The organism is Methylobacterium sp. FW306-05-D, from assembly GCF_058782155.1.
Map to the genome: position 1 here is coordinate 1 of NZ_JBYSXL010000044.1, position 24778 is coordinate 24778.

Genomic DNA, 24778 nt, shown 5'->3' on the forward strand with positions numbered 1-24778 from the left:
AACGGGCCGCGTTGCTTTTAGACGACACGCCCGCCCCCCGCCCCGTTCGAGGACGAACCCCCGCCCCGTGAGACGTCTCCGCAAGCCTTTCGAGATCGTAGGCGTCGCCGCCCAGCGCTTCGTCGCCCATGACGGCTGGGCCATCGCCAGCCACATCGCCCTCTCGAGCCTGACCGCCTTGTTCCCGTTCCTGATCCTTCTCGCTGCCCTGGCGGGCCTGTTCGGCACGAAGTCGCTCGCCGACGAGGCCAGCGTCCTGATCTTCGATGCCTGGCCGCGCGAGGTCGCCAAGCCCATCGTCAACGAGGTGCACCGGGTGCTCACGGAGCAGCGCGGCGGCGTGCTCACCCTCGGCGCGCTGCTGGCGCTGTACTTCTCGTCGTCGGGGGTCGAGAGCCTGCGGGTCGGGTTGAACCGCGCCTACGGCCTGCGCGAGGTGCGGCCCTGGTGGCTGACGCGTCTCGAATCCATCGGCTACGTCGTCTGCGGCGCCTTCGCCATGCTGGCCTTCGCCCTCCTGGTGGTGCTGGGCCCTCTGATCTGGCGCAAGGTCATCAACGTGGCGCCGGGCCTCGAGCCCCTGAGCCTCACGGTCGCGATCGGCCGCATCGGCATCACGGCCTTCCTGCTGCTCACCGTGCTGGTGATCGCCCACAAATTCGTCGCCACCGGTCGCCGCACGGTGCTGGCCGTGGTGCCCGGCATCGCCGTGACGCTCCTGCTGTGGTTCCTCGCCGGCCTCGGCTTCGGCTATTACCTCGACCGCTTCTCCAACGCCTACGCCTCCACCTATGGCGGTCTCGCCACCGCGATGGTGTTCCTCGTCTTCCTCTACTGGCTCGCCGCGATGTTCCTGTTCGGGGGCGAGATCAATGGCACCGTCATTGCAGCGCGGCGCGTGCGGCTCCAGGCGCGGATGCAGCAGAAGCAGGCGCGGGCCCGGGGGCTCTGAGCCCGCTGCTTCATCTGCGCGCAGGGCGTGCAATGACATCCGCCTGTGACCCTGGCGGCCTAGTGTCCCGGTTCGGGCGCGGGCAGTGAGGGCGAAGGCGGCAGCGCGGCGGCCGGCCCGGGGGAGCTTCGATGCGGATCAGGTTCGGTTGCGAGATGGGCTATGATTTCCCACAGCCGACCCCCGTCATCGCCCGTCTCAATTCCTTTTCGGCCAGGGGCCTCGCCGCGGTCCCCCCGGACGTGCTCGCCCTCGATCCGCCGCTGCCGGTCCGCACCTTCCGCGACGTCTTCGGCAACCGGACCGTGCGCTTCGTCGCGCCGGCGGGTGTCCTGACCCTGAGCGTGCAGGCCGAGATCGAGGACGACGGCGCCCTCGATCCGGTGGTGCCGGAGGCCGAGGAGCATGCGGTCGAGGATCTGCCGGAGGAGGCGCTCCCGTTCCTCGTGGCGAGCCGGTACTGCGAGTCCGACCTGCTCTCGAGCGAGGCCTGGGCACTGTTCGGCGACCTCGCCCCGGGCTGGTCGCGCGTGCAGGCGATCTGCGACTACGTCCACCAGCATATCACGTTCGGCTACGGCTACGCCCATGTCGATCGCACCGCCGCCGATGCCTTCGCGAGCCGGCGCGGCGTGTGCCGGGACTACGCCCACCTGTTCGTCGCCTTCTGCCGGGCGCTGAACATCCCGACCCGCTACTGCACCGGCTATCTCAGCTTCATCGGCGAGCCTGAGCCGCACGCCCCGGGCGACTTCGCCGCCTGGACGGAGGTCTATCTCGGCGGCGGCTGGCACGTGTTCGACCCGCGCAACAATGCCCCCCGGCGGGGCCGGATCCTGGTGGCGCGCGGACGCGATGCGGCGGACGTGCCCCTGACCCACACCTTCGGCCCGAACCGCCTGACGAAGTTCCGGGTCTGGGCGGAGGACGCGACGGCGGTCCCGGCCGAGTGATGGCCCCGCGCCCAACCGGTCCTGCCCCGGCGACTCACGGCTGAGCCCCAGCCGGTGCTCGCCGGCATGAGGAACGACATCCGAAATCTCCGCCAAGCCGCTCGGGCGTCGACAAAAAACCCTCGCCCGGACTGGCGGGCGAGGGGTGATGCGTCGGGGTTCGGAGGGGCGTGGCTCAGGCCGCGAGCGGCAGGCCTTCCGATTCCTGGGCCGCCATGAACTGCGCCCGGGCGAGTTCGGCGAAGCGGCCATTCTGGGCGACGAGGTCGTCGAAGCTGCCCGATTCGACGATCCGGCCCTCGTGGAAGACGAGGATGCGGTCGGCGTTGCGGATCGTCGCCAGGCGATGGGCGATCACGAAGGTCGTGCGGCCCTCCATCACGGCTTCCAGGGCACCCTGGAGCTTGCGCTCGGTGGTCGCGTCGAGGGCCGAGGTGGCTTCGTCGAGGATCAGCACCGGCGGGTTCTTGAGGAGCGCGCGGGCGATCGAGAGGCGCTGGCGCTCGCCGCCGGAGAGGGAGCGTCCGCGCTCGCCGATCACCGTGTCGAGGCCGTCCGCCTGGCGGGCCATGAACTCGGTGGCCTGGGCGCGCTCGAGGGCGTCGAGCATCTCGGCATCCGTGGCGTCCGGGCGTCCGACCTGCAGGTTCTCGCGGATCGAGCGGGCGAACAGCATCGGCTCCTGGAAGACGACGCCGATGTTGTGGCGCAGGGACGACAGGCCGATGTCGCGGATGTCGGTGCCGTCGATGCGGATGGCCCCATGGTCCGGGTCGAAGGCGCGGTGCAGCAGGCCGAGGGTGGTCGACTTGCCGGAGCCCGTGGTGCCGACCAGGGCGACGGTCTCGCCGGCCCGGGCCGTGAACGAGACGTCCTCCACGGCCTTGCGGCGGGCATTGTAGGAGAAGCCGACGCCATCGAAGGCGACCTCGCCGTCGAAGCGCGCGACCTGCTGGGCGCCCGGGCGGTCGTGTACGGCCGGCGTCGTGTCGAGGATCTCGAAGAACTCGTCGATCTTGGGCATCTGCTGGAACAGGCCGTTGATGCAGGTGGCGACCTGGTCGAGGCGCGTCACCAGCATGGTGGCGAGGCTCATGAAGGCCACGACCTCGCCGACGCTGGCCTGGCCGTGCTGGTGCAGGGCGATGCCGGTGATGAAGATCGCCGTCATGGTCAGGGTCGCGGAGGCGCGGGTGGCCACGTTGGCCAGCGCCCACCAGGACAGGACCGGGATCTGCGCGGCCAGCAGGTTGCGGATGATGTCGTGCATGGCATCCTTCTCCGCCTTGGCGCGGGTGAAGGACTGGATCACGGCGACGTTGCCCAGGGCGTCGGAGGCGTGCTCGGCCAGACCGGACTGGTAGGCCTCGACCCGACCCTGCAGGGTCTCGGTGCGGCGCATCACCATCGTGGTCAGCGCCGTGAAGGCGAGCACGAGGACGACAAGGATCGAGCCGAGCTGCCAGTTCACGAACAGGGTCATGGGCAGAAGGACGATCAGCGAGACGAAGGCGACGAAGTGGTCGCGGAAGAAGCCGAGCCAGAGCCAGAACATGCCGTTCGAGCCTTCCAGCATCGCCTTCAGGACGCGGCCGGAATGGTTCGAGGAATGGAACGCCAGCGGCAGTTCCAGCACGTGCTCGAAGTAATTCGCCATCGCCGTCAGGCGGTTGCGGTGGGCGAGCCGGTCCGCGTGCAGCGCGATCGTGACGCCGGCCGCGATGGTGAACAGGCCGAAGGCCACCCAGGCCCCGATCAGGGGGGCCAGCGTCGTGAAGGCGTTGGAGCTGGACTTGAGGTGGGTCAGCTGGTCGATGATGCGGCCCATCAGCAGCGGCTCGGCGAACGCCGCCACGGCCAGGGCCACATTGGCGCAGGCCAGGACGGCGGCCAGGCGACGATCGGTGCCCAGAAGACCCATCACGCGCGCGTACAGACGAACCAACGACATAATACCGTGTGCTCCGATGCCGGACCGGGTCGCGACCGCGCTTCCCGGGAGAGGCCGCCAAACCCTTGGCGTGCCGTGCCTTATGTCGTGGCCTCCCTGAACGGGGCATGACGCGATCGAGCAGCGTTTGGCCAGGGTTTTTACGGTTCGTTCAACCTGAATCCCTAATCGTGGGGACGGCGCCTCGTCCTGCGGCGCCAACGCGGCATGCGGGCAGCCGCTCAGGCTCGAGTGACCATGGATCTCGCAACCGGTATCGGCCTCGTGGGCGGCTTCGCCGTCGTCTTCGTCCTGATCATGATCGATGGCGGCAACTTCGCCGCCTATTTCGACAAGCACGCCGTCATCGTGATCTTCGGCGGCGCCACCGCCGCCACGATGATGCGCTTTCCCTTCTCGACGATGATGCACGGCCTGCCGATGGGCCTGCGCTACGCCTTCTCGATGCGCGCCATCAAGCCGCGCGACCTCATCGAGGAGATCACCAAGATCGCCGATGTGGTGCGCAAGTCCGGCCCGATGGCCCTGGAGAACATGGAGATCTCCGACCCCTTCCTGGCGCAGGGCGCGCGCTACATCGCCGACGGCTACGATCGCGAGTTCATCCGCGACACCATGGAGCGGGACCGCGACAACTTCCTGATGCACCTCGACGAGGGCTCGAAGATCTATCGCGCCTTCGGCGACTGCGCCCCGGCCTGGGGCATGATCGGCACCATCCTGGGCATGGTGACGATGTTCGCCAACATGTCGGACCCCTCGAAGCTCGGCCCGGCCATGGCGACCGCCCTCCTCGCCACCCTCTACGGCGCGCTGATCGCCAACATGATCACCCTGCCGCTGGCCGACAAGCTCCACGTGAAGCTCGAGGAGGAGGATGTCTCCCGCTCGCTGATCATCGACGGCATCCTGCTCATCCGCGACGCCAAGAGCTCGTCCCTGGTGCGCGAGATGCTGATCGCCTACCTGCCGCACAATCATCGCGACGAGCTCGTGGCCGAGCCGGCGTGATGGCACGCCCCCCCAGCACGCGCGACGGCGCAGATGGCTAAGAAGAAGCGCGGCGGCGCCCATGGCGGTCACGGCTGGTTCGTGACCTTCGCCGACCTGATGGCCCTCCTCATGAGCTTCTTCGTGATGATCGCCGCCTATTCGACCCAGGACCAGAAGAAGATGCAGGCGGTGGCCGGCTCCATGCGCGACGCCTTCGGCGTGAACAAGGAGTCGCGCTTTGCCGGCATCATCGAGAAGGACGGCCTCGCGCACGCCGACAAGGTCAAGTACAAGCGCGACATCCCGCCCGAGCTCGCCAGCGACCACACGACTCCGCCGGCCGTCGACGGCAATGTCGACGAGGGCATGCCGGACAAGGGCTATCCGGACGGTGCGGGCCTCGCCGCCGCGAGCCTGCGCCAGGCGCTCCAGGACATGCCGGAGATCGCCGAACTCTCGAAGAACATCATCGTGGCGCCCTCGCAGCGCGGGGTCGACGTCTCGATCGTCGACCAGGACGGCGCCTCGATGTTCCCCGACGGATCGAGCCGGCCCAACGCGCGGACCCGGCGCCTCCTCGAACGCATCGCGCTGACCCTGCGCAAGATGCCGAACCGCCTCGCCATCACCGGCTACACCGCGACCGACCGTCCCGGCACCCGTCCCCCGGCACCGCCCTGGGAGCTGTCGGCCAGCCGGGCGATCAGTGTGCGCGAGATCCTCGCCGGAAGCGGCGTGCCCGACGACCGCTTCGCCTCCGTCACGGGCAAGGCCGATACCGAGCCGCTGTTTCCCGACAATCCCTACCTGCCCGCCAACCGCCGGGTGACGGTGACGCTTCTGAGCGAAACCTCCCCCATGCCGCGGATGAAGGGCTTTCCCTGATCGGCGAGGCGCCGGACCCGGGCGGCCGGTCCTGTCGACGCCGGGCGGAGCTTATTTCGCCAGGAGGAGCGCCCAGTAGACCTTGTACTTGGAGCCCGGTGCATAGGCCGTGGCGATGCCCATGCGCTGGGCGTCCGGCGCCAGCATCGCGGCGTTGTGGGCGGGGCTGTCGCGCCATCCCGAGAAGGCTTCGGCCAGGGTGTGGTAGCCGGCCGAGAGGTTCGCCTCGGCCGAGTGGAAGCCGAGCCGCTCCACCGCGTTCTTGACGGTCTGCGCCCGGCTCGGCCGGTCGGCGGTGGCCATGGCGGCCGCTTCCGCCTCGGCCAGCTTCTGCAGTTCGGGGTCGAGACGCAGCGGGCCCGCGCCGCTGCGGGCGCGATAGGCCGAGATCATGTCGCGGGCGGTCGCCGTATCGACCTGGGCCGACTGCGTGGTCATCGGCCAGTACAGGCTCGGCAGGGTGGCGTTGACCGGCTCCGGTGTGGCGCAGCCCGTCAACAGCGCCACACCGCCGGCCGCCAGGCCGGCCCCGAAACCCCGTACCGATCTGCGCCCCACGTCCCGATCTCCTAAAAAAATCCCGCGTCAGCTTCCCGCGCGCCGCCGGGTCGCCTCCGCCGAGCGCATCGGCTCGACCTCGTCGAGCCGGTCCTCGGTGCGGTGCGGCGAGCTTTGGTCCCCGGAGCGTTGCGGCTGCGTGAACACGCTGGCGATCTGCCCCACGGCGCTCTGGAAGGTCTCCAGGCCCTGCACGGTGACCACGCTGGAGCCCGGTCCCAGCGCCGGGATCATTCCGGCCTGCGACAAGGTCTGAAACACCGCAAGGTTCAAATCGTTCTGCACTTTCAGGCTGAGGCTGACGTCGACGATCATGACGATCAGCTCGAACTCCAGGAACGGGTCGCCGATCTTGCGGAAGACCACCCGGGGGCCCGGCTCCTTGAGCACGTCCGGCTGCGCCTGGGCGCAACCCATCAGCAGTTCGGCCGCGTGGACGGGGTCCTGGTTGCGCAGGACGCTGACGGTGATGCTCACGCGCCCGGTGCGGTCGCCCCGCACCCGGTTCTTCACGATGCCGGAGATCAGGTTCGAGTTCGGCACGATCACGGCGGAGCGGTCGAAGGTCTGGATCTCGGTGGAGCGCACCGAGATGCGCTTCACGATGCCCTCGCTGTCGCCGATGAGCACCTGGTCGCCGACCCGGATCGGGCGCTCCCAGAGCAGCAGCAGGCCCGAGACGAAGTTGTTGACGATCGATTGCAGGCCGAAACCGATACCGACCGAGAGGGCACCAGCCACGATGGTGAGCTTCTCCAGGCTCAGGCCCAGGTAGGAGAAGGCCAGCGCGAGGGTGAGCAGGAAGCCGATATAGCCCGCGATGGTCGAGATCGAGTTGCGCAGTCCGGCATCGAGATCGGTGGCCGGCAGGTAGGTCTGCTCGAGCCAGCGCTGGATCGCGCGCGTCACCGCCATGCCGAGGAGGAGCAGCCCGATCGCCAGCACGATGGTGGAGAGCGAGATCGTGACGTCGCCGACCTTGAAGCCGAAGAAGGCGGTCCGCACCGAGGAGAACACGTCCGTCGAGTCGAGGCCCCAGGGCGCGAGCGCCAGCAGGGCCGCCACCATGACGAGGACGACGCGGGCGAGGCCGGTCGCCAGGACGGCGATCTGGTTGATCGAGCGCTTGCGCAGGCCGGTATTGGCCTGGAGCGCGGTGGCGATCTTGGTGTCGTCGCCCAGCGTCCCGCCGATGAAGGTGTCGGCGCTCGAGATCAGCAGGAACAGCAGGACGAACAGGCCCGCCACCCAGACGAGCTGGTCGATGAGGAACGCCGCGAAGGCGACGTAGCCGACGAGCGGCGCGATCGCGATCGTGACCGCCGCCGCCCAGCCGAGGAGACGGGCCGGGCCGCCGATGCCGGTGGTCGCCTCCGGCGCCACGTAGGGGCCGAAGCAGGCCTCCTCCTTCTCCGCCGTGTCGGCGAAGCGATGCAGGCCGATGGCCAGGATGAGGGCCGTGGCCAGAGCCCCGATGCCGCGCGTAGCGATGGAGACCGGGAGGGCCGCCGAGATGCCCGAATTGAGGGCCTCAATCGACTTGACCACCGTGATCACGACGGCGATGCCCACGGCCAGCCGGGTCACCCGGGCGGCGGCGGTGTCGTCCATGCTCGTCACCCGCCAGGAGGGCTTGTCCGGCGAGAGCAGCGCGTCGGCCAGGGCCTCCACGAAGGCGATGAAGGCGAGTCCGCCCAGGATGGCGCCCGCCACCGGCAGCAGGCGCAGGGGCAGGAGGTCGGTGGCGTCGAGGGCGTAGTAGACCGCGTAGCTGCCGATGAAGGCCGGGATGGTGCCGAGGAGGAACACCCGCCAGGCGGCCATGAGCTTGCGCCGCTGCGAGGGCGCGACGGCCTTCGCGTCGCGGCGGCCGAGGCGCGGCGCGATGTTGCGGCGGCCGAAATACAGGGCGATCGAGATGCCGAAGGCGATCCCCAGCAGCAGCAGGTTGCCGATGGTGCCGTTGCGGCCGAACAGTGCCGCGGTATCCTCCACCGCGCTCTGGAGCGCGCGCAGGTCGCGGGGAATGTCGGCGGCGATCCGCATCCACAGGTCGGGACTGACCAGGGCGGTCGAGCGCTCGAACAGGCCCCGGGTGAAGGCCGCCCGCCGCCGGTTCGAGACCTGGTCGACGATCTGATCGGTCTGGACGAGAAGCGATTTCGCCAGCCGCTGGGTCTCGTCGATCTCGGCGACGGCGTGTTCGCGCTCCGTCCGCTCGCGCGCCACGTCCTCGCCCTCCTCGCCCTCCTTCGGCTTCGGGCCGAGCTGGGTCAGGCGCTCGCGGGCGGCCTCAAGGCGCGGCGTGGTGATGTCGATGACGTGGCGGATCTTGTCGGCAATGGCCTCGATGCCGTCGCGGGCGCGGGTCAGGTCGCCGCTGCCGACGTTCGGACCGGTCAGGATCTTTTCGCGCTGCTCGAGATCGGCCTTGGCGGCGTCGAGCTGGTCGCGGACGTTCTGGATCTGCTCGGAGACGACCGGTTTCGGGGCCGGTGCCTTGGCGGCCGGCTTGGCCTCCGCGGGCGCGGCGGGCGGGGCGCCGGCCTGCGCGGGTTTAGCCGGCGCCGTGGCGGCCGGGGCGGCGGGCGCCCCCTGCCCCACCGCGCCGACGGGCGCCAGGACGAGGGCGCCGAGCCAGGCGGCGATCACGGCCGCTCGCCGGATGCCGCGGGTCGTCTGGCCTCTCGGGATGTCGCGCATGATGATCCTTTCGTCCCGCGCCACCGCGCGGTCCTGGCGCGCCGCCGCGCCTCGCCTCGTCGGGCCACTGGCAACCCGCATGCCCGAAGCGCGCGGGCAGGACCTGCGCGATTCAGGGGACGGGGAGCGACCGGGGCCCGCCCCATCGCCGAGCAATGGGGCGAAAGGCTGACGACGCGCCATATTCGGGCCGAAACCGGTGCGGCGGGCCGAGAAGGCCCCCCCGCGCCGAGGGCCTGTGGGCGCGACCTCGTGGAAAGCGGTTGCGACCTTCACAAGCGTGTCACGCTGATATTAGACTAAGCCCCGATGGACTTGGCCTTTTCGTTCCCGTGCGAGGAGGTGGCGACGACCATCCGCGCCGATGAGCGTCGCCACGAACCGGGCGTTTTCGCCCGATGCGACGGCTTTTGGCCTATGACCGCTTCTCCCGCGCCGCTCCGGCGCCCCTGCGGAGGCCGGTCCCTGCACCCGTCCCGGTCCGTGCGGCGACGCCCCGGGATGCGGAGATGTCCGATCTTTCACCAACCTGGGACGATGCACCGGCCGACCCCGGCGCGTTGTCCCTCCGTTGACCCGTCGAGAGGGTAGCGCCGATGCTGGATCTCCAAACGCTCGTCCTGAATGCGGATTACCGGCCGCTCTCCTACAATCCCCTGTCGCTCTGGTCCTGGAAGGACGCGTTCACGGCGCTGTTCCTCGACCGGGTCACCCTGGTGGCCAGCTACGACGTCGAGGCGCGCTCGCCGTCCCGGTCCCTGCGGGTCCCCAGCGTCGTCGCCCTGAAGAGCTACGTGACGCTGGCGCGCAGCCCCGCCTTCACCCGCTACAACATCTACCTGCGCGACACCTTCTCGTGCCAGTATTGCGGCCTGCGGCTGCCGGCCGGCGGGCTGACCTTCGACCATGTGGTGCCCCGGTCCCGGGGCGGCCTGTCGAGCTGGGAGAACGTCGTCGCGGCCTGCTCGCCCTGCAACCTGCGCAAGGCCAACCGCACCCCGGCGGAGGCGGACATGCCGCTCCTCCACGAGCCGCACCGGCCGACGCGGCACGAACTGCACCGCCGCCAGCCGGAATTCGACCATCGGGAGTATCACCACACCTGGCTCGATTACCTGTACTGGGACACCGAGCTGGAGAACTGAGGCGGGTCAGGGCACGGGAAAGCGCGGCGGCGGCTCGTTGTAGAGCGGCAGCGCCAGGGATCGCGGCGCGCGCGGCACCGGAGCCACGAAGAGCGGCCGCACCCGCGCGGCATAGGCCGGATCGCGATAGGCGATGTGCGCCGGCGGAAGCGGGCGCCGCGAGATCGGGCCGGGCTCACCGCCCGCTTGGACGGCCCCCGCCCCCATGGACAAGGCCGCGGCGCTGCCGAGGAGGACGAGACGAAGCATCGCGCACCCTTGAGGAATGTTGGTTGATTGCCGAGTTTCGGATCTGACTGCTGGTAGGGCCCGGCGTTCGGGCCCGCGGATCGAACGCGGAATCAGAACTTGATGCCGAGCGCGCTACGGAACGTGCTGAGGCTTATCTTGTGATCGCCAAACTGCGAGAACCATACGTATTGATACTCTGCCCTGAGGAAGACGTTCTGTGTCACGGCGTAGTCGACGCCGGCGCCGAGCGTTCCACCGAGGGCATACCGCTCCTTGATCGTCCCACCGGATCGGGTCAGCCCACCGAGCGGAATCGTCTGCAGCGCGTCTTGGTACTCTGAAACCTGGACAAAGACATCGCTCCCGACATGGGCTCGCCCGATGGCAAAGCCGCCGGTGAAGTAGGGCAAGAACGAACCGAGAATCACGCCGCCGCGGCCCCGGACCGTCGCGTAGTCTTGGAGTGCCGCGCGGGAGTCCGTGCTCACAAAATACGAGGCAAACGTGCCGTTTTGATAAGATAGTCGACGACCAATGCTGTCGCTGGATTGGCTTTTCTGATTAACGCTCGTGTAATCGACTTCGAAGCCGATGACGGCTTCATCGAACTGGAAGTTGTATCCAGCGAACCCGCCATAGGAGAGCCCATGCCCGACCCCCGGACGAAGGGTGTTGCTCTGGGAGATCTTGTATTCCTGCTCGATCGTTGTGCTTCTCAGCGCCTGTTCCAAGTCCAGCCTGCCGGCCTTGCCGAAATTAAAGTCCGTCGCCGTATAGCCCGCGTGTCCGCCGAAATAGACACCGTTCCAGTCGATGACCTGGACCTCCGGCTCGTAATCCGAGCCGCGCAGAACGCCATAGTCGAGGTCGGCGCCCAGCGCCGGCGCGACGACGCCGAGCGTGAATCCGGCCAGGAGCGCGAGGGAAACGGTACGCATCGATGTCGTCCTCAAGGTTTCAGCCCGATGGGTGAGATGGCTGAGCCTGTATTTTCTTTTTACTTGAGTAACCTTAACGGTCCGTTGCCCGGCGAAGGCCTTCGACGGGGACGGGTTCCGCGAGGCGATCCGTCCCCGGGGTCTTCCGCCTACTCGTAGGGGTTGCGGTTCCAGCTCGGGATCGGCAGGCCGGCCAGACGGCCCGGACCGCCCGCGAAGCTGTAGCGCAGGCCGACCCGGACCTCGTGCGAGGCGAGATCCTTCAGGCGCGAGTCGAAGCCGAAGGCATCCAGGCCCGTCTTGGCGCGGCCGAGATCGACGTAGCGGTAGCTCGTATCGAGGCTGAAGCCGCCTCCGATCTCGTAGGAGACGCCGCCGGTCAGGGCCCAGGCCAGGGACGTCACCGACCGGCTCGGGCGCCGGACCGCGTCGCGCGGGCCCGTTCCCGCATTGCCGTCGCAGAATTCGACGGTGCAGGTCGTCTGGGTGTAGGCCTTGCCGAAGTGCTTGTCCGCGAAGCCGATGCCGCCGCCGATATACGGGGTCAGGCCCCACCAGGTGCCGAGATCGGCATAGACGTTCACCAGGCCGGTGAGGACGTCGATCTGTCCCGCCTCGACGTTGTAGCCGGTGACGAAGTTCGATCCCGACGAGTAGGCGCTGTAGCGGGACGGCACGCGCTGATCGACCGTCGCGTCGACGCGGAGCCAGTTGTTGATGCGGTAGCCGACGCCGCCGCCATAGCCGGGCACCGTCTCGAGGTTCAGGCGCGTGAGGGGATTGAACGGGCTGCCATCCGCCGGCGTCGGGGTCGCATCGCGCGGACGGGCATAGTCGCTTACGGTGGCGTCGACCCGGAGGTACCAGCCCTCCCCGATGGCGACCGGCGGCGGCGGAGGCGGCGGCAGGAGATCCGCCGCCTGCGCGGCCGTCGCCAGGCCCTGCGCGACGAGGGCCAGCCGGAGGGCCGTGACGATGCGGGAGTTCAGGACGGCCATGACGCTCTCATACGCTGGAAGATGCGAGGCGGGCCAAGGCGTGACGGGAACGCCTCGAATCATCGCTCAGGGGCCATCCTCCACCGGAAGCGTTAGAGAGGACTTAACCCTAACGCCTTGTGATCAAAGACTTTCCACCGCCCTGCCCAGCTGTCCCGAAACGGAGAACGGCCGGGATGCGCCTCGCGCATCCCGGCCGTTCCGTCGAAGCTGCCATCGCTCGGCGCGTGCCGATCGGCTTCAGTACTTGCGCACCAGCGGTGCCGGCTCGGGCTGATACTCGGCGACCGCCGGGGCGACGACGCCTCCGAGCAGCCAGCGCATGCCGATCCGGACGTCGTGGGAGGTGATGTCCTTGATCTTGTAGACCGCACCGCCGCAGCCCGGATCGTTGATGCAGGTCACGGGGTTCGAGGAGACGTGGCCGAGGTTCATGTAGCGGTAGCCGAGCTCGAGCTTGAGGTTCGGGGTCACGCTGTAGCCGAGGCCGGCCATGGCGGCCCAGGCGAAGCTGGTCGTGTTCTTGTCGCGGGCGTAGCCGTAGCCGCCGGTCGCGCCGCCGAAGCCGGAATCGTTGAAGCCGCTCAGGTGGTGGAAGGCCGAGCCGACGCCGCCGCCGACGAAGGGCGTGATGCCGTACCACGTGCCGAGATCGATGTAGCCGTTGGCCATCACGACCACCGACGAGAGGTTGGCGTTGTAGGAATTCACGCCCTTGCAGCCGTAGGGACCGTCGCCGCCGTAGCAGGTGGTGTCGAAGCTGTCCTGGAACCGGAACTTGCTGCCGCCGCGGTACTCGGCGGTGATGTCGCCGTGGAAGTAGCTGCCGAACTGGTAGCCGACGCCGCCGCCGGCGAAGAAACTGTCCTCGACCGCCTTCTGGTCGTAGCGGTAGCCGTCGGGGAGCGACCCCTTCAGCACCGTCGAGATCGCGCCCACGCTGGTCGCGCCGACGCCGACATCGCCGCGCAGGTACCAGCCGCCGCCGATCTCGACCGGCGGGGGCAGCGGCTCGGGCGGCAGGGGCGGGAGCAGATCCGCCGCTTGGGCGAGGCAGGGCGCTGCCACGCTCGCAATGAGCGTGATCGAGCGCGCCAAGGCAGACAGCTTGGTGCGGCGCATCGGATGTCCTTCAATCGACCGTGTGCCGGAAGCTCGAAACGCCGGCGGGATGACGAGGACATGATGGGCGGCAAGGGTTAAATCCGATTTAACGTTAAAACTTATCCTTGCCAAAGCGTTGATGACGGGATCGCAACGTCAGATATGTCTTGGGGAAGACATGCACCCTCCCCCGGGCAGGTAATCTCGGCCGATCAGGAACAGGACGCGCGTGCCCAGCAGACCAGAGGATGTCCGCCGATTGGCCGTGGCGCTGCCGGAAGTGGACGAGGGCGCGCATAACGGCCACCCCGATTTCCGTGTGTTCGGCCGGATCTTCGCGACGCTCTGGGTCGAGGAGGAGCGACTGGTGCTCCGCCTGTCGCGCGCGCAGCAGGCCGAGTGGATCGAGGCCGAGCCCGACTTGTTCGACGCGGTCGAGGGCGCCTGGGGCCGGCGCGGCTGGACCAGCCTCACGCTCTGGGAGGCGGACGAGGCGGTGCTCGCCGCCGCCCTCCTGGCCGCTTGGCGAGAGGTCGCGCCGGCCGCCTACGACCGGATCTGAGGTCCCCGGTCGATCGCGGGTCGGCGTCGCGGCGGCCCGGCCCGTTCCGACGGGACGGCGTTCAGGCCGCGGCCTTGGCGACGGCCTCGACCACATCGTCCACCACTTCCGTCACGAGGCCGCGGTCGTCGCCCTCGGCCATCACGCGGATCACCGTCTCCGTGCCCGAGGGGCGGATGACGAGCCGGCCGGAATTGCCGAGGCGCTCGCGCGCCTGCGCGATGGCGGTCACGACCGCGACGGCGTTCAGCGGTTCGCCGGAGCGGTAGCGCACGTTCTTCAGGATCTGCGGCAGCGGCTCGAAGCAGTGGCAGACCTCGCTCACCGGGCGCTCCTGGCGCTTGACCACGCTGAGAAGCTGCAGGGCGGCCACGAGGCCGTCGCCGGTGGTGGCGTAGTCCGACATGATGATGTGTCCGGACTGCTCGCCGCCGAGATTGTAGCCGTGCTCGCGCATGTACTCGAGCACGTAGCGGTCGCCGACGGCGGTGCGGGCAAGGTTGAGGCCGATGCCGCCGAGGAAGCGCTCGAGGCCGAGATTGGACATGATGGTGGCGACCAACCCCGGCTGCGTCAGGCGGTCGTCCTCCTTCCAGGAACGGGCGACCACGGCCATCAGCTGGTCGCCGTCGACCGACTGGCCCTTCTCATCGACGATCAGGACGCGGTCGGCGTCGCCGTCGAGGGCGATGCCGATATCGGCGCGCAGCTCCCGGACCTTGGCCGCCAGGGCCGCGGGCGCCGTCGATCCGACGTCCCGGTTGATGTTGAAGCCGTCGGGCTCGACGCCGATGGCGATCACCTCGGCCCCGAGCTCCCAGAGCGTCTCGGGCGCGACCCGGTAGGCGGCGCCGTTGGCGCAATCGACCACGATGCGCAGGCCGTCGAGGGTGATGTTGCGCGGCAGGGAGCGCTTGGCGAATTCGATGTAGCGGGCGTGCACGCTCTCGATGCGCTTGGCGCGCCCGAGGTCGCGCGGGCTCGCGAGGCGCTTGTGCAGTTCGCCGTCGATCAGCGCCTCGATCTCGCGCTCGACGTCGTCGTTGAGCTTGAAGCCGTCCGGCCCGAACAGCTTGATGCCGTTGTCCTCGAACGGGTTGTGCGAGGCCGAGATCATCACGCCGATATCGGCGCGCATGGAGCGGGTGAGCATCGCCACCGCCGGCGTCGGCATCGGGCCGAGCTGCAGCACGTCCATGCCCATCGAGGTGAAGCCGGCGATCAGCGCGGTTTCGATCATGTAGCCCGACAGGCGCGTATCCTTGCCGATCACCACGCGATGGCGATGATCGCCGCGCTGGAAGATCAGCCCCGCCGCCTGACCGACCTTGAGCGCGAGTTCGGGCGTGATCACCCCGTTGGCCCGTCCACGGATGCCGTCCGTGCCGAAATACTTGCGCGACATGGTCTTCGCGTCCCGTCTTCTGTTCTCGGTGTAGGGAAGCTGACTCCGCCTCACGACGCAATCCTCCGCTTCGCCGTCGGCGATGATGCTTCGGCATTATGTCCGTTCCGGCTCCTAAAGAACCGGTTGCCGGGCCTCGCCGGCGTGAGGACAAACCTGCCGCATCGTTAGAGAGGTCTTGAGACGAACGAGCCCGCCAGGGGCGGGCTCGTCGTCGCGCTCGGACTGTCTCCCGTAGGCAGGCTCAGGCCTGGGGCTGCGGCTCCAGACCGTCGCTGCCGCGCGGGCGGCCGCGACCGGTGGAGGGCACCGAGGAGCCCCGCAGCGTGGTCGGGCCGTCGCCGACGTCGCGGATCGGCGGCTTGCCCGCGATGAGGTTCTTGATCTCGTCGCCGGAGAGCGTCTCGTATTCGAGCAGGCCCTGGGCGAGCGCCTCGAGGTCGTCCTTGTGCTCGCCGAGGATGCGGCGGGCCTCTTCGAGACCGGTCTCGACGAGGCGGCGGACCTCCGCGTCGATCTTCTGGGCGGTCGCCTCCGAGACCGTCTGCTGACGGCCCATCGACATGCCGAGGAAGACCTCGTCGTTGTTCTCGCCGTAGGCCACGGTACCGAGCTCGGGCGAGAAGCCCCAGCGGGTGACCATCATGCGGGCGAGGCGGGTCGCCTGCTCGATGTCGGACTGGGCGCCCGAGGTCACCTTGTCGGCGCCGAAGGTCATTTCCTCGGCGATGCGGCCGCCCATCATGATGGCGAGGCGCGAGGTCATCTGCTCGTAGGACATCGAGAGCTTGTCGCGCTCGGGCAGCTGCATGACCATGCCCAGCGCCCGGCCGCGCGGAATGATCGTCGCCTTGTGGACGGGATCGGTGGCCGGCACGTTGAAGGCGACGATGGCGTGGCCGCCCTCGTGGTAGGCGGTCAGGCGCTTCTCGTCCTCGGTCATGACCAGGGTGCGCCGCTCGGCACCCATCATCACCTTGTCCTTGGCGTCCTCGAACTCGTGCATCGTGACGATGCGCTTGCCGCGACGGGCCGCCAGCAGGGCGGATTCGTTGACGAGGTTCATCAGGTCGGCGCCGGAGAAGCCCGGGGTGCCGCGCGCGATGACCTTGAGGTCGACGTCCGGCGCCAGGGGCACCTTGCGGACGTGGACGCGCAGGATGCGCTCGCGGCCGACGACATCGGGGTTCGGCACCATGATCTGGCGGTCGAAGCGGCCGGGACGCAGCAAAGCGGGGTCGAGCACGTCGGGACGGTTGGTGGCCGCGATGATGATCACGCCCTCGTTCGCCTCGAAGCCGTCCATCTCCACGAGGAGCTGGTTCAGGGTCTGCTCGCGCTCGTCGTTGCCGCCGCCGAGGCCGGCGCCGCGATGACGGCCGACCGCGTCGATCTCGTCGATGAAGATGATGCAGGGCGCGTTCTTCTTCGCCTGCTCGAACATGTCGCGCACGCGGGAGGCACCGACGCCGACGAACATCTCGACGAAGTCCGAGCCCGAGATCGTGAAGAACGGCACGTTGGCCTCGCCCGCGACCGCACGGGCGATCAGGGTCTTACCCGTACCGGGGGGACCGACGAGCAGCACGCCGCGCGGGATGCGGCCGCCGAGACGCTGGAACTTCTGCGGATCGCGCAGGAATTCCACGATCTCCTGCAGGTCCTCCTTGGCTTCCTCGACGCCGGCGACGTCGTCGAAGCTCACGCGGCCGGAGGCCTCGGTGAGGAGCTTGGCCTTCGACTTGCCGAAGCCCATGGCGCGGCCGGCGCCCGACTGCATCTGCCGGGACAGGAAGATCCAGGCGCCGATGAACACGAGGATCGGCAGCCAGCTCACGAGAAGCTGGATGAACCACGGCGTGTTGTCCGAGGGCGGACGCGCGGTGATCTGCACGCCCTTGCTCTGCAGCTTGGACACCAGGCTCGGGTCGTTGGGGGCATAGGAGGTGAAGTTGCCGCCGCCGACATAGGTGCCGCTGACGTCCTGCCCGGAGATCACAACCGTCTGGATCTTGCCGGAATCGGCATCGTTCAGAAGCTGGCTGTAGGCGATCTCGGAGCCGCCACCGCGATGACCCGGGTTCTGGAACAGGGTCACGAGGGCGAGCACGAGCAGGAAGATGACGACCCACAAGGCGAAGTTGCGGAAGTTCGGGTTCATCGATCAATCCCTGGAGGCATCGGGGCCCGCCGCGCGAAATGGGGCGGGTCGCTCCTGACGCTCCCCGCCAATGTAGGCAGCGAGTCACCCCTTGCCAAGTCGAAGGGGGAGGCCGTGCCATGGCCACACCGCCGCGGCAAGGCCGCATCGGCCGCGAAGGTTACGGAGATCCCCTCCCCCGCCGCGGCGGCGCCGGAATCAGGACGAGGTCGCCGGTCCGGGTCACCGCGAACAGGACGTCGCGCAGGGTCCGGCGCACCGGCGCACCGGCGTGCAGGGCCGGCCGAAGCCCCTCGAGGACGAGGCTCTCCAGGCGCTCCAGCCGCTCCCGGCCCCCCGGGGCCATCCGCTCCGCCGCCAGGCTGGCGACACGCAGCAGCACCGCGTCCGGCAGGGCGCGCAGGCGGCCGCCGTCGAGCCGGAGGCCCGGGCCGGGCTGCGGTCGGAGTGCGGCCGCGAAGGCAGCCTCCGCCAGGGCCGCCAGGGCGGCCTCGTCGCGGGCGCAGCGCTCGGCGAGGCGGCAGAGCCGGTCCTGGCTCAGCCCCTCGCGATCGAGATCGGGCAGGAGCCGGCGCAGGCGGGCGCGGGCGAAGCGCTCGTCGCGATTGGACGGGTCGCGCGCGAAGGTCAGGCCGCGCGCCTCGCAATAGGCGACGAGATCCGCCTTCGGCACGCCGAGGAAGGGCCGCGCCAGGCGAATGGATCGCGCCAGGACGCGCTCGGGGCGCATGCCGGCGAGGCCGGCCGGTCCGCTGCCGGCCAGGAGCCGCATCAGGACGGTCTCGGCCTGGTCGTCGCGGGTGTGCCCGGTGAGGACGAAGGCGGCCCCGAGGGATTCGGCATGGTCGGCGAGGAGGTCGTAGCGGGCGGCGCGGGCCGCCGCCTGCAGCCCGTGTGCCGGCTTGGGGCCGGTCCAGAGAAGGGTTCGGTGCGGGAAACCGAAGGTCCCGGCGAGGCGCGCGACGGCTTCGGCCTCCGCGGCCGCATCCGGCCGCAGGCCGTGATCAACGGTGGCGACGTGGACGGCGTCGGGATCGCCCGCCGCGGCCGCGGCCATCAGCGCCGTCGAGTCCGGGCCGCCGGAGACCGCGAGGAGGACCGGGGTCCCGCTGAGGTAGGGCCGGAGCGCGGCCTCGACCGCGCCGTCTCGCGAGGTCAGGCGGCGCAGCGGGCGCGCTTCTGTTCGCGGGTCACGCCCTGGCGCACGCTGGCTCTGGCGGAGGGGAACTTGCGCTCCAATTCGGCGAGGGTGGCGCAGGCCTGCTCGCGGGCGCCGAGCGCGTTCAGCGATGCGCCTAGCTTCAGCATGGCGTCGGGGGCCTGGGCCGAGCGGGCGTAGTCGGTGGAGACCTTCAGGAACTGCTCGGCCGCCTCGCGATTGCGGTTGCGCTGGAGGTAGCTCTCGCCGAGCCAGTAGGTCGCCGAGGGCACCAGCGCGTCGCGGGGATGCGACTGGATGAACTGGCGCAGGCCCATCTCGGCCTGCTCGTACTGGCGCTGGAGGATGTAGGCGTAGGCGGCCTCGTAATCGGCGCGCGCGTCGCCCGAGCCCGTGGCGGCGACGCTGCCGGCGCGGGGTGGGGTCGGCAGGGCGCCGGTGGTCGGCACGCGGGCGGGCGGCGACAGGTCGACCGGGCCGCCGAGGCCGGGCGGCGTCAGGCCGGGCTCCTCGTCATCCGCCTCGACGACGGTCGGGGGGACGCTGCGGGCACGGGGCGCTTCCGCCACCGGGGCGCTCGGCGTGGTGGTGCCGAGCGGGATCGGCGCCCCGGGCTGATTGGGATTGCGCTCGGGATCGAAGGCGTCGCTGCGCTTCTGCGGCTTGGCCGGGGCCGGGTTGGTGCCGGCCGGGGCGCCCGGGCGGCCCCCCTTCGCCTCCTGCAGGCGGAACTCCACGTCCTCCTGGAACTTGCGCAGCTGCTCCTTGAGCTGGCGATTCTCGTATTGCAGCGTCTCGATCTGCCCGGCGGTCTGGCGCGACTGGTTCTCCAGCCGGTTCAGCCGGACCACGAAGTCGGAGGCATCCTGCGCCGCCGCCGGAGCCGAGGTTCCGCACAGGATCGCTCCCGAGACGAGTCCGGCGGCGGCGGCGAGGCGGGTCGCGAGGAGAAGGCGGGCAAGCATGGCGGTCGGCACCGGTGGTCGAGGGGCGGAGGTTCGCGCGCGAGGGGCGCGGCCCGCCGATAGCAAATGCTGCCCCACGCGGCAAAAATGCGGCCATGCCGCGGCGCACCGCTCCGCGGGCGGGACCCGGCGGGCCGCCGAGGCGCCCCGGGTCCCGTCCCTCGCCGACCTCAGGAGCCGGCGCCGCGATCCAGCACGGTGACGGCGCGACGGTTCTGCGACCAGCACGAGATGTCGTTGCAGACGGCCACCGGACGCTCCTTGCCGTAGGAGACGGTGCGGATGCGCCCGGTCGCGATGCCGCGGGAGCTGAGATAGTCCTTCACCGACTGGGCACGGCGCTCGCCGAGGGAAAAGTTGTACTCGCGGGTGCCGCGCTCGTCGGCGTGGCCCTCGATCAGGAAGGTGTAGCGCGGGTAACGCTGCAGCCAGCTCGCCTGCTTGTCGAGGGTGGCGGTGGCGGTGGGGGTCAGGTCGGTGGAATCCGACTCGAAGAAGACTCGGTCACCGATGTTCACCACGAAATCCTGGGCGCTGCCGGGGGTGTTGGCGCCGCCGTTCAGGCCGCCGCCGGCGCCGAACCCGGAGGCATCGGCGAGGTCCTTGTCGTTGGTGCAGGCGGCGACGCTGAGAGCGGCGCAGAGGGCGGCCGCCAGCGGAAACACGCGGAAGCGCGCAGTCATGGACATGATCCTGTTCTCCTCGGGCACGCCCGCCGGATCGGTGACGACCGGACCGGCGACGTCGCCGCGCGGGGCCCCCTCGGGGCCACATCGGCGGTTCTTATGCGGTCTCGGTTAAGCGAAGGTTCCATCAACCTTGAGCGGACCCTGCCGAAACCGGGCAAAGTCTCGCAAAACGCAGTCTTCACGCCGGCCGGCCCGGAAGCAGTCCAGCGACGGCCGATGTGAAACCGAGACTGGAATCGGCCCCGATTGCGGCATCGGCGCGACGCGAAAACGTCACCCGCACACGTGCGGCCAAGGCGTGGCCGCGGTGCAACATGCCGGGCCGCCCGGCTCAAGGGCGATCCTGCAGCGCCCGGATCGCCGCGACGGCGCTGGCGGCGGACAGCCGGGCGGCGGCCAGGGGTGCGGCGAGATCGGCTCCCTGCAGACAGGCCCGCTCCATCTCGGAACAGCGGATCGAGAGATCGAGGAAGCCGAGGGACCCGCTCACGGAGAGGAGGGTGTGGGCGTCCTGTCCCAGCACGTCCCGTTCGGCCACCGGGGCCTGCAGGCGCTGGCCGATCTCGGCCCGCAGGCGATCGAGGAGATCCATCAGCCGGGTCCGGCCGAAGATGCCCTCCAGTTCCGTCAGCGTCCGGAGGTCGTAGACCGGGGGCGCGCGAAGATCCGGTGCACCCGGGGTCTCGGACATCCCGGCGTCTGGGCTCGAAGGGTCCGGCATGGATTCGTCCAGAGTGCTTCGGGGCACGAGACTGCGCTTTGGCGCCGCTTCTGTTGATCGAGGGTTAACCAATATCGGACTAAGTCGGACCTGCAAAGAGTTGGTGCGATCCATGCCTCGGCGTCAGATCCTCGTAGTCGAGGACAATTACCTGCTTCTCGAGATGTTGACCGCCCTGTGCCAGCGCAACGGCATCGCCGTGGCCTCGGTCTCCAGCGGCGAGGCCGCGGTGGCGGCCATCCGTCAGGCCGGGAGCGCCGGGACCGGTGGAGCGTTCGGGCTCCTCCTCACCGACATCAACCTCCCGGGGCTCATCGACGGCTGGGCGGTGGCGCAGGCCTTCCGCACCCTCAACCCGCATCGCCCGGTGATCTATTCGTCCACCAGCGGCTTCAACGACCGGCGCGCCGTGCCGGACAGCGTCTTCCTGGGCAAGCCCTTCCGGATCCAGGACGTGGTCGACCTGGCCGGCCTGATGATGCGGGAAGCCGACCCGGCCTCCGAACCGCCGACCCTGCGCGCGGCGGGCTGAGAGGTTCGCCGCCGTCAGGCCCTGAACAGGGCGCGCACGGCCGCGTTGGCCCGCCATCCCTCGACCCGGAGGCAGCCGAGTGCTTCCGGCGCGTGGCGTCGGTAGATCGCGAAGCTCGCCGCGATGAATCCCGGCAGGTCGTAGAGCTTCGGGTCGCTCCGGCGTGCCCGGTCCTTGAACAGCATGGCGCCCGTCAGCCCGTAGCGCGCGGCGAGGTCGGGGTAGAGCGGCCAGACCACGTCGGCGGCGAGCGCGTCGGGGAGATAATCCTCGACCCGGGCGGGGATCGGCTCCAGGCCCGCTTCCGTGGCGAGGCGCCGGGCGAGGTCGGCCAGCACGAACAGCTTGGGATGGTTGAGGACGTGCATGAAGCAGCCGCGCCGGGACCAGCGGGCGAGCTCCGCCTCCAGCGGGAAGGCGATGTCGCGGGCGCTGCCGAGGAGTTCGGCCGCCGCGACGTTCCAGGCCTCGTAGAAGCCGAGCCTCGTATAGAGGGAATCGCGGAAGAGTCCGGCGGTGTCCTCCGGTCCCAGTCCTTCGAGGTAGGCGCACAGGACGATGGCCGAGTGATAGGGGCCGACCGGCGAGGCGATCAGGCGCGAGGCGGAGAGCGCGCCGACATCGCCCACGAGCACCATGTCGGGCTGGTAGCCGGGGAACAGAATGGTCGGGTAGAGGCGGATGCGCGGGTCCTGCGCACCGAGCACGTGGACGTTTCCGCCGTCGACGAAGCCCTCGGGAAAGAACTGCGTGAAGACGTGATCGAAGGGGGCGAGATGGGCCTTGAGCCGGTCGAGGCTGCCGTATCGGTGCCCGAGGCCGTCGAAGGGAACGAGCTGGACCCGGGCCCGGGGGAGCAGGAGGCGCAGGGACCGGGCGATGCCCTCGGCCTGGCAATTGCCCATGACGGCGATCCGCGGCCCGTCCCGCGACGGATCGCTGGCGTCGCCGCCGGGCCGGCGCCATGCTCCCGCCCAGGATCGCCACGATGAGACCGGGCGTGCGAGGGAGGCCGCCCGCGCCGCCAAGGAACCCGAGATCGCCGTCCTGGTGGTCTTGCGCGGCAATGGCGTGAGCGATCGAATGGAGATGCCGCCGTGGTGACGAACCCTTACGCCGATCTACCGGCCGAGCGATTCTGGCGCAAGGTCGTCGCCGGCGTGCCGCCCTTCGCCCTGGCCCCGGGCCCGAGCGGCCGCTTCACCATCGCTCCCGACGCCCGGGTGGCGACCGCCGGCTCCTGCTTCGCGCAGCACGTCGCCCGGGCCCTGACCCAGGCGGGCTTCGGGCACTATCTCGCCGAGGCGGCCCCCGACGGTCTGGCGCCCGAGGCCGCCGCCGACCGGCAGTACGGCACCTACTCGGCCCGCTACGGCAACATCTACACCGCCCGTCAGCTCCTGCAGCTGTTCGATCGCGCCTACGGCACCTACGCCCCCGCCCTCTCGACCTGGACCCGTCCGGACGGGCGCCTGGTGGACCCGTTTCGCCCGGGCATCGAGCCGGCGGGCTTCACCGATCCGGACGCGGTGGAGGCGGATCGCCGCCGGCACCTCGCGGCGGTGCGGACGATGTTCGAGAGCCTCGACGTCTTCGTCTTCACCCTGGGCCTGACCGAGGGCTGGGTGCACCGGCCGGACGGGGCGATGCTCCCGCTGGCCCCCGGTGTCGTCGGCGGCGCCTTCGATCCCGAAACCTACGCCTTCGTCAACGCGGGGGCGCGTGACGTGCGCGACGACATGCTGGTATTCCTGGAGCGTCTGTTCGCGGTCAATCCGCGTGCGCGGGTGATCCTGACGGTCTCGCCGGTGCCCCTGATCGCCACCTACGCGGACCGGCACGTGCTCGTCTCGAACACCTACAGCAAGGCCGCCCTGCGGGTCGCCGCCGAGGAGGTGGTCGCGGCCGAGCCGCGGGCGGTCTATTTTCCGGCCTACGAGATCGTCACCAGCACCGCCAACGCGGCGCGCTACTACGACGACGACCTGCGCTCCGTCACGCCCGCGGCCGTCGCCCACGTGATGCGGGTCTTCCTCGATGCCTTCACCACCCGGGCGAAGGCCCCGATCCTGACCCAACCCCTCGGGATCGAGTACCGGCGCGCGGCCAGCGTGATCTGCGACGAGGAGGCGATCGAGCGCAGCCTGGCGTGAATCCCTACTGGAGATGCCGGGCGTAGGTGTCGCCCGCCGCCCGCTTCAGCTCGGCGCCGGCCTCCCGTCCGATCCGGGCGGCGTCCGCGACGGCGCCGGAGCGCTGCACCGCCCAATGGGCGCTGCCGTCGGGCAGGAACAGCAATCCGTCGAGGTTGAGGGTGTCGCCGGTGATCCGCGCCAGGGCGGCGATCGGGGTGCGGCAGGAACCGTCGAGCTCGGCGAGGAGGCCGCGCTCGGCATCGAGTTCGGCGGTGGCGCGGGCGGAGATCAGGGGGGCGAGGAGCGCGCGCACGGCGGCATCGGCCTCGCGGCATTCGATGCCGAGAGCGCCCTGCGCCACGGCCGGCAGCATCTCGTCGACCGCGAGGACGCTGCGGGCCATGTCGGCCATGCCGAGGCGCTCAAGGCCGCAGAGGGCCAGCAGGGTGGCGTCGCAGGTGCCCTCCTCCAGCTTGCGCATCCGGGTATTGGCGTTGCCCCGCAGGGGAACGATCCGCAGGTCGGGCCGGCGCATCAGCACCTGGGCGGCCCGGCGCAGGGAGGAGGTGCCGACCCGGGACCCGGACGGGAGCTCGGCGAAGCCGGCGGCCCGCGGCGACAGGAAGGCGTCGCGCGGGTCGTCGCGCTCCAGGATGCAGGCGATGACGAGCCCGTCCGGCAGCCAGGTCTCCACGTCCTTCATCGAATGGACGGCGACGTCGACCACGTCGGCGTAGAGCGCCTGCTCCAGCTCCTTCGTGAACAGTCCCTTGCCGCCGATCTCCGAGAGGGGGCGGTCGAGGATGCGGTCCGCCACGGTGTTGACCACCACGATCTCGGTCTCGAGACCCGGATTGGCCGCCACGATCCGGTCCCGGACCATGCCGGTCTGGGCCAGGGCCATCGGGCTTCCGCGGGTGCCGATGCGGAGGGGGCGTTGAATCATGGGCGAGGATCGCTCGGAGGACAGGGGCGCCGGGAACGGCCCGGCCTGCGTCGATCCTAGGTACGCAGTCCGCGCGCGGATGTCACCGGGAG

General features: G+C 69.8%; 24 protein-coding genes. 9 read left to right on the forward strand and 15 right to left on the reverse strand.

The window, feature by feature from the left end:
• Positions 1–67: 67 nt before the first annotated feature.
• Together AC3WLN_RS15335 and AC3WLN_RS15340 are read left to right on the forward strand one after the other, a co-directional pair.
• Positions 68–952, forward strand: coding sequence for a YihY/virulence factor BrkB family protein (locus AC3WLN_RS15335; protein ID WP_492482599.1), 885 nt, complete (start codon positions 68–70; stop codon positions 950–952).
• A gap of 131 nt (positions 953–1083) precedes the next feature.
• The gene (locus AC3WLN_RS15340) at positions 1084–1905 is read left to right on the forward strand and encodes a transglutaminase-like domain-containing protein (RefSeq protein ID WP_492482601.1); all 822 of its coding nucleotides are present in this window, start codon (positions 1084–1086) and stop codon (positions 1903–1905) included.
• 175 nt (positions 1906–2080) lie between these two features.
• Here the strand turns inward: AC3WLN_RS15340 and AC3WLN_RS15345 are convergent, their stop codons facing one another.
• Positions 2081–3856, reverse strand: a complete 1776-nt coding sequence (locus AC3WLN_RS15345; RefSeq protein WP_463776523.1) for a glucan ABC transporter ATP-binding protein/ permease — start codon at positions 3854–3856, stop codon at positions 2081–2083.
• A gap of 237 nt (positions 3857–4093) precedes the next feature.
• Between AC3WLN_RS15345 and AC3WLN_RS15350 the strand changes: the two genes are divergently transcribed.
• Both AC3WLN_RS15350 and AC3WLN_RS15355 read left to right on the forward strand, forming a co-directional pair.
• The gene (locus AC3WLN_RS15350) at positions 4094–4867 is read left to right on the forward strand and encodes a motility protein A (RefSeq protein WP_056221112.1); all 774 of its coding nucleotides are present in this window, start codon (positions 4094–4096) and stop codon (positions 4865–4867) included.
• 33 nt (positions 4868–4900) lie between these two features.
• On the forward strand, positions 4901–5734 hold the full coding sequence (locus AC3WLN_RS15355) for an OmpA/MotB family protein (protein WP_492482603.1): 834 nt from the start codon (positions 4901–4903) through the stop codon (positions 5732–5734).
• Between the two features lie 51 nt (positions 5735–5785).
• On the opposite strand, the gene AC3WLN_RS15360 is transcribed toward AC3WLN_RS15355, so the two are convergent.
• Positions 5786–6292 carry a CAP domain-containing protein gene (locus AC3WLN_RS15360; protein WP_492482605.1) on the reverse strand — a complete coding sequence of 169 codons (507 nt, stop codon included), beginning with the start codon at positions 6290–6292 and terminating at the stop codon, positions 5786–5788.
• 27 nt (positions 6293–6319) lie between these two features.
• Positions 6320–8995: a DUF3772 domain-containing protein gene (locus AC3WLN_RS15365; RefSeq protein WP_492482606.1), complete on the reverse strand. Its 2676-nt coding sequence runs from the start codon at positions 8993–8995 to the stop codon at positions 6320–6322.
• 596 nt (positions 8996–9591) lie between these two features.
• On the opposite strand from AC3WLN_RS15365, the gene AC3WLN_RS15370 reads away from it, so the two are divergent.
• Complete coding sequence (locus AC3WLN_RS15370) at positions 9592–10140, forward strand: HNH endonuclease (protein ID WP_463776512.1); 549 nt, start codon at positions 9592–9594, stop codon at positions 10138–10140.
• A 6-nt stretch (positions 10141–10146) separates the two neighbouring features.
• Here AC3WLN_RS15370 and AC3WLN_RS15375 read toward each other — a convergent pair whose 3' ends face one another.
• The 4 genes from AC3WLN_RS15375 to AC3WLN_RS15390 all read right to left on the reverse strand — a co-directional run bounded on the left by AC3WLN_RS15375 (position 10147) and on the right by AC3WLN_RS15390 (position 13429).
• A complete protein-coding gene (locus AC3WLN_RS15375; protein WP_492482608.1) occupies positions 10147–10389 on the reverse strand; it encodes a hypothetical protein in 243 nt (80 codons plus the stop codon).
• Between the two features lie 92 nt (positions 10390–10481).
• The gene (locus AC3WLN_RS15380) at positions 10482–11309 is read right to left on the reverse strand and encodes an outer membrane protein (RefSeq protein ID WP_492482610.1); all 828 of its coding nucleotides are present in this window, start codon (positions 11307–11309) and stop codon (positions 10482–10484) included.
• A 149-nt stretch (positions 11310–11458) separates the two neighbouring features.
• Positions 11459–12307, reverse strand: a complete 849-nt coding sequence (locus AC3WLN_RS15385) for an outer membrane protein (protein ID WP_492482612.1) — start codon at positions 12305–12307, stop codon at positions 11459–11461.
• Positions 12308–12547: 240 nt separating this feature from the next.
• Positions 12548–13429: an outer membrane protein gene (locus AC3WLN_RS15390; RefSeq protein WP_492482613.1), complete on the reverse strand. Its 882-nt coding sequence runs from the start codon at positions 13427–13429 to the stop codon at positions 12548–12550.
• 211 nt (positions 13430–13640) lie between these two features.
• Between AC3WLN_RS15390 and AC3WLN_RS15395 the strand changes: the two genes are divergently transcribed.
• Complete coding sequence (locus AC3WLN_RS15395) at positions 13641–13973, forward strand: MmcQ/YjbR family DNA-binding protein (protein ID WP_492482615.1); 333 nt, start codon at positions 13641–13643, stop codon at positions 13971–13973.
• A 61-nt stretch (positions 13974–14034) separates the two neighbouring features.
• Here the strand turns inward: AC3WLN_RS15395 and glmM are convergent, their stop codons facing one another.
• The 6 genes from glmM to AC3WLN_RS15425 form a co-directional block, all read right to left on the reverse strand.
• Positions 14035–15378 (reverse strand): phosphoglucosamine mutase, encoded by a 1344-nt coding sequence (glmM, locus tag AC3WLN_RS15400; protein ID WP_492482652.1) that lies wholly within the window; start codon positions 15376–15378, stop codon positions 14035–14037.
• Between the two features lie 244 nt (positions 15379–15622).
• Positions 15623–17539 (reverse strand): ATP-dependent zinc metalloprotease FtsH, encoded by a 1917-nt coding sequence (gene ftsH, locus AC3WLN_RS15405; protein ID WP_492482617.1) that lies wholly within the window; start codon positions 17537–17539, stop codon positions 15623–15625.
• A gap of 160 nt (positions 17540–17699) precedes the next feature.
• On the reverse strand, positions 17700–18596 hold the full coding sequence (gene tilS / locus AC3WLN_RS15410) for a tRNA lysidine(34) synthetase TilS (protein WP_492482619.1): 897 nt from the start codon (positions 18594–18596) through the stop codon (positions 17700–17702).
• Positions 18597–18694: 98 nt separating this feature from the next.
• On the reverse strand, positions 18695–19663 hold the full coding sequence (gene ybgF / locus AC3WLN_RS15415; protein WP_492482621.1) for a tol-pal system protein YbgF: 969 nt from the start codon (positions 19661–19663) through the stop codon (positions 18695–18697).
• A 170-nt stretch (positions 19664–19833) separates the two neighbouring features.
• Positions 19834–20352, reverse strand: a complete 519-nt coding sequence (gene pal / locus AC3WLN_RS15420) for a peptidoglycan-associated lipoprotein Pal (protein ID WP_463776480.1) — start codon at positions 20350–20352, stop codon at positions 19834–19836.
• Positions 20353–20683: 331 nt separating this feature from the next.
• Positions 20684–21043, reverse strand: coding sequence for an Hpt domain-containing protein (locus tag AC3WLN_RS15425; RefSeq protein WP_492482623.1), 360 nt, complete (start codon positions 21041–21043; stop codon positions 20684–20686).
• A gap of 142 nt (positions 21044–21185) precedes the next feature.
• On the opposite strand from AC3WLN_RS15425, the gene AC3WLN_RS15430 reads away from it, so the two are divergent.
• Entirely contained in the window at positions 21186–21605 is a 420-nt protein-coding gene (locus tag AC3WLN_RS15430; protein ID WP_492482625.1) for a response regulator, read from the forward strand.
• 14 nt (positions 21606–21619) lie between these two features.
• Here AC3WLN_RS15430 and AC3WLN_RS15435 read toward each other — a convergent pair whose 3' ends face one another.
• Positions 21620–22510 carry a WcbI family polysaccharide biosynthesis putative acetyltransferase gene (locus tag AC3WLN_RS15435; RefSeq protein ID WP_492482626.1) on the reverse strand — a complete coding sequence of 297 codons (891 nt, stop codon included), beginning with the start codon at positions 22508–22510 and terminating at the stop codon, positions 21620–21622.
• On the opposite strand from AC3WLN_RS15435, the gene AC3WLN_RS15440 reads away from it, so the two are divergent.
• Entirely contained in the window at positions 22509–22709 is a 201-nt protein-coding gene (locus AC3WLN_RS15440; protein WP_492482628.1) for a hypothetical protein, read from the forward strand. The two genes, AC3WLN_RS15435 and AC3WLN_RS15440, sit on opposite strands and share 2 nt — an antisense overlap.
• Positions 22703–23758 (forward strand): GSCFA domain-containing protein, encoded by a 1056-nt coding sequence (locus tag AC3WLN_RS15445; RefSeq protein WP_492482630.1) that lies wholly within the window; start codon positions 22703–22705, stop codon positions 23756–23758. The genes AC3WLN_RS15440 and AC3WLN_RS15445 overlap by 7 nt, the downstream gene beginning before the upstream one ends.
• Positions 23759–23762: 4 nt before the next feature.
• Here AC3WLN_RS15445 and hemC read toward each other — a convergent pair whose 3' ends face one another.
• Complete coding sequence (gene hemC / locus AC3WLN_RS15450; RefSeq protein WP_492482631.1) at positions 23763–24686, reverse strand: hydroxymethylbilane synthase; 924 nt, start codon at positions 24684–24686, stop codon at positions 23763–23765.
• Positions 24687–24778: the final 92 nt, after the last annotated feature.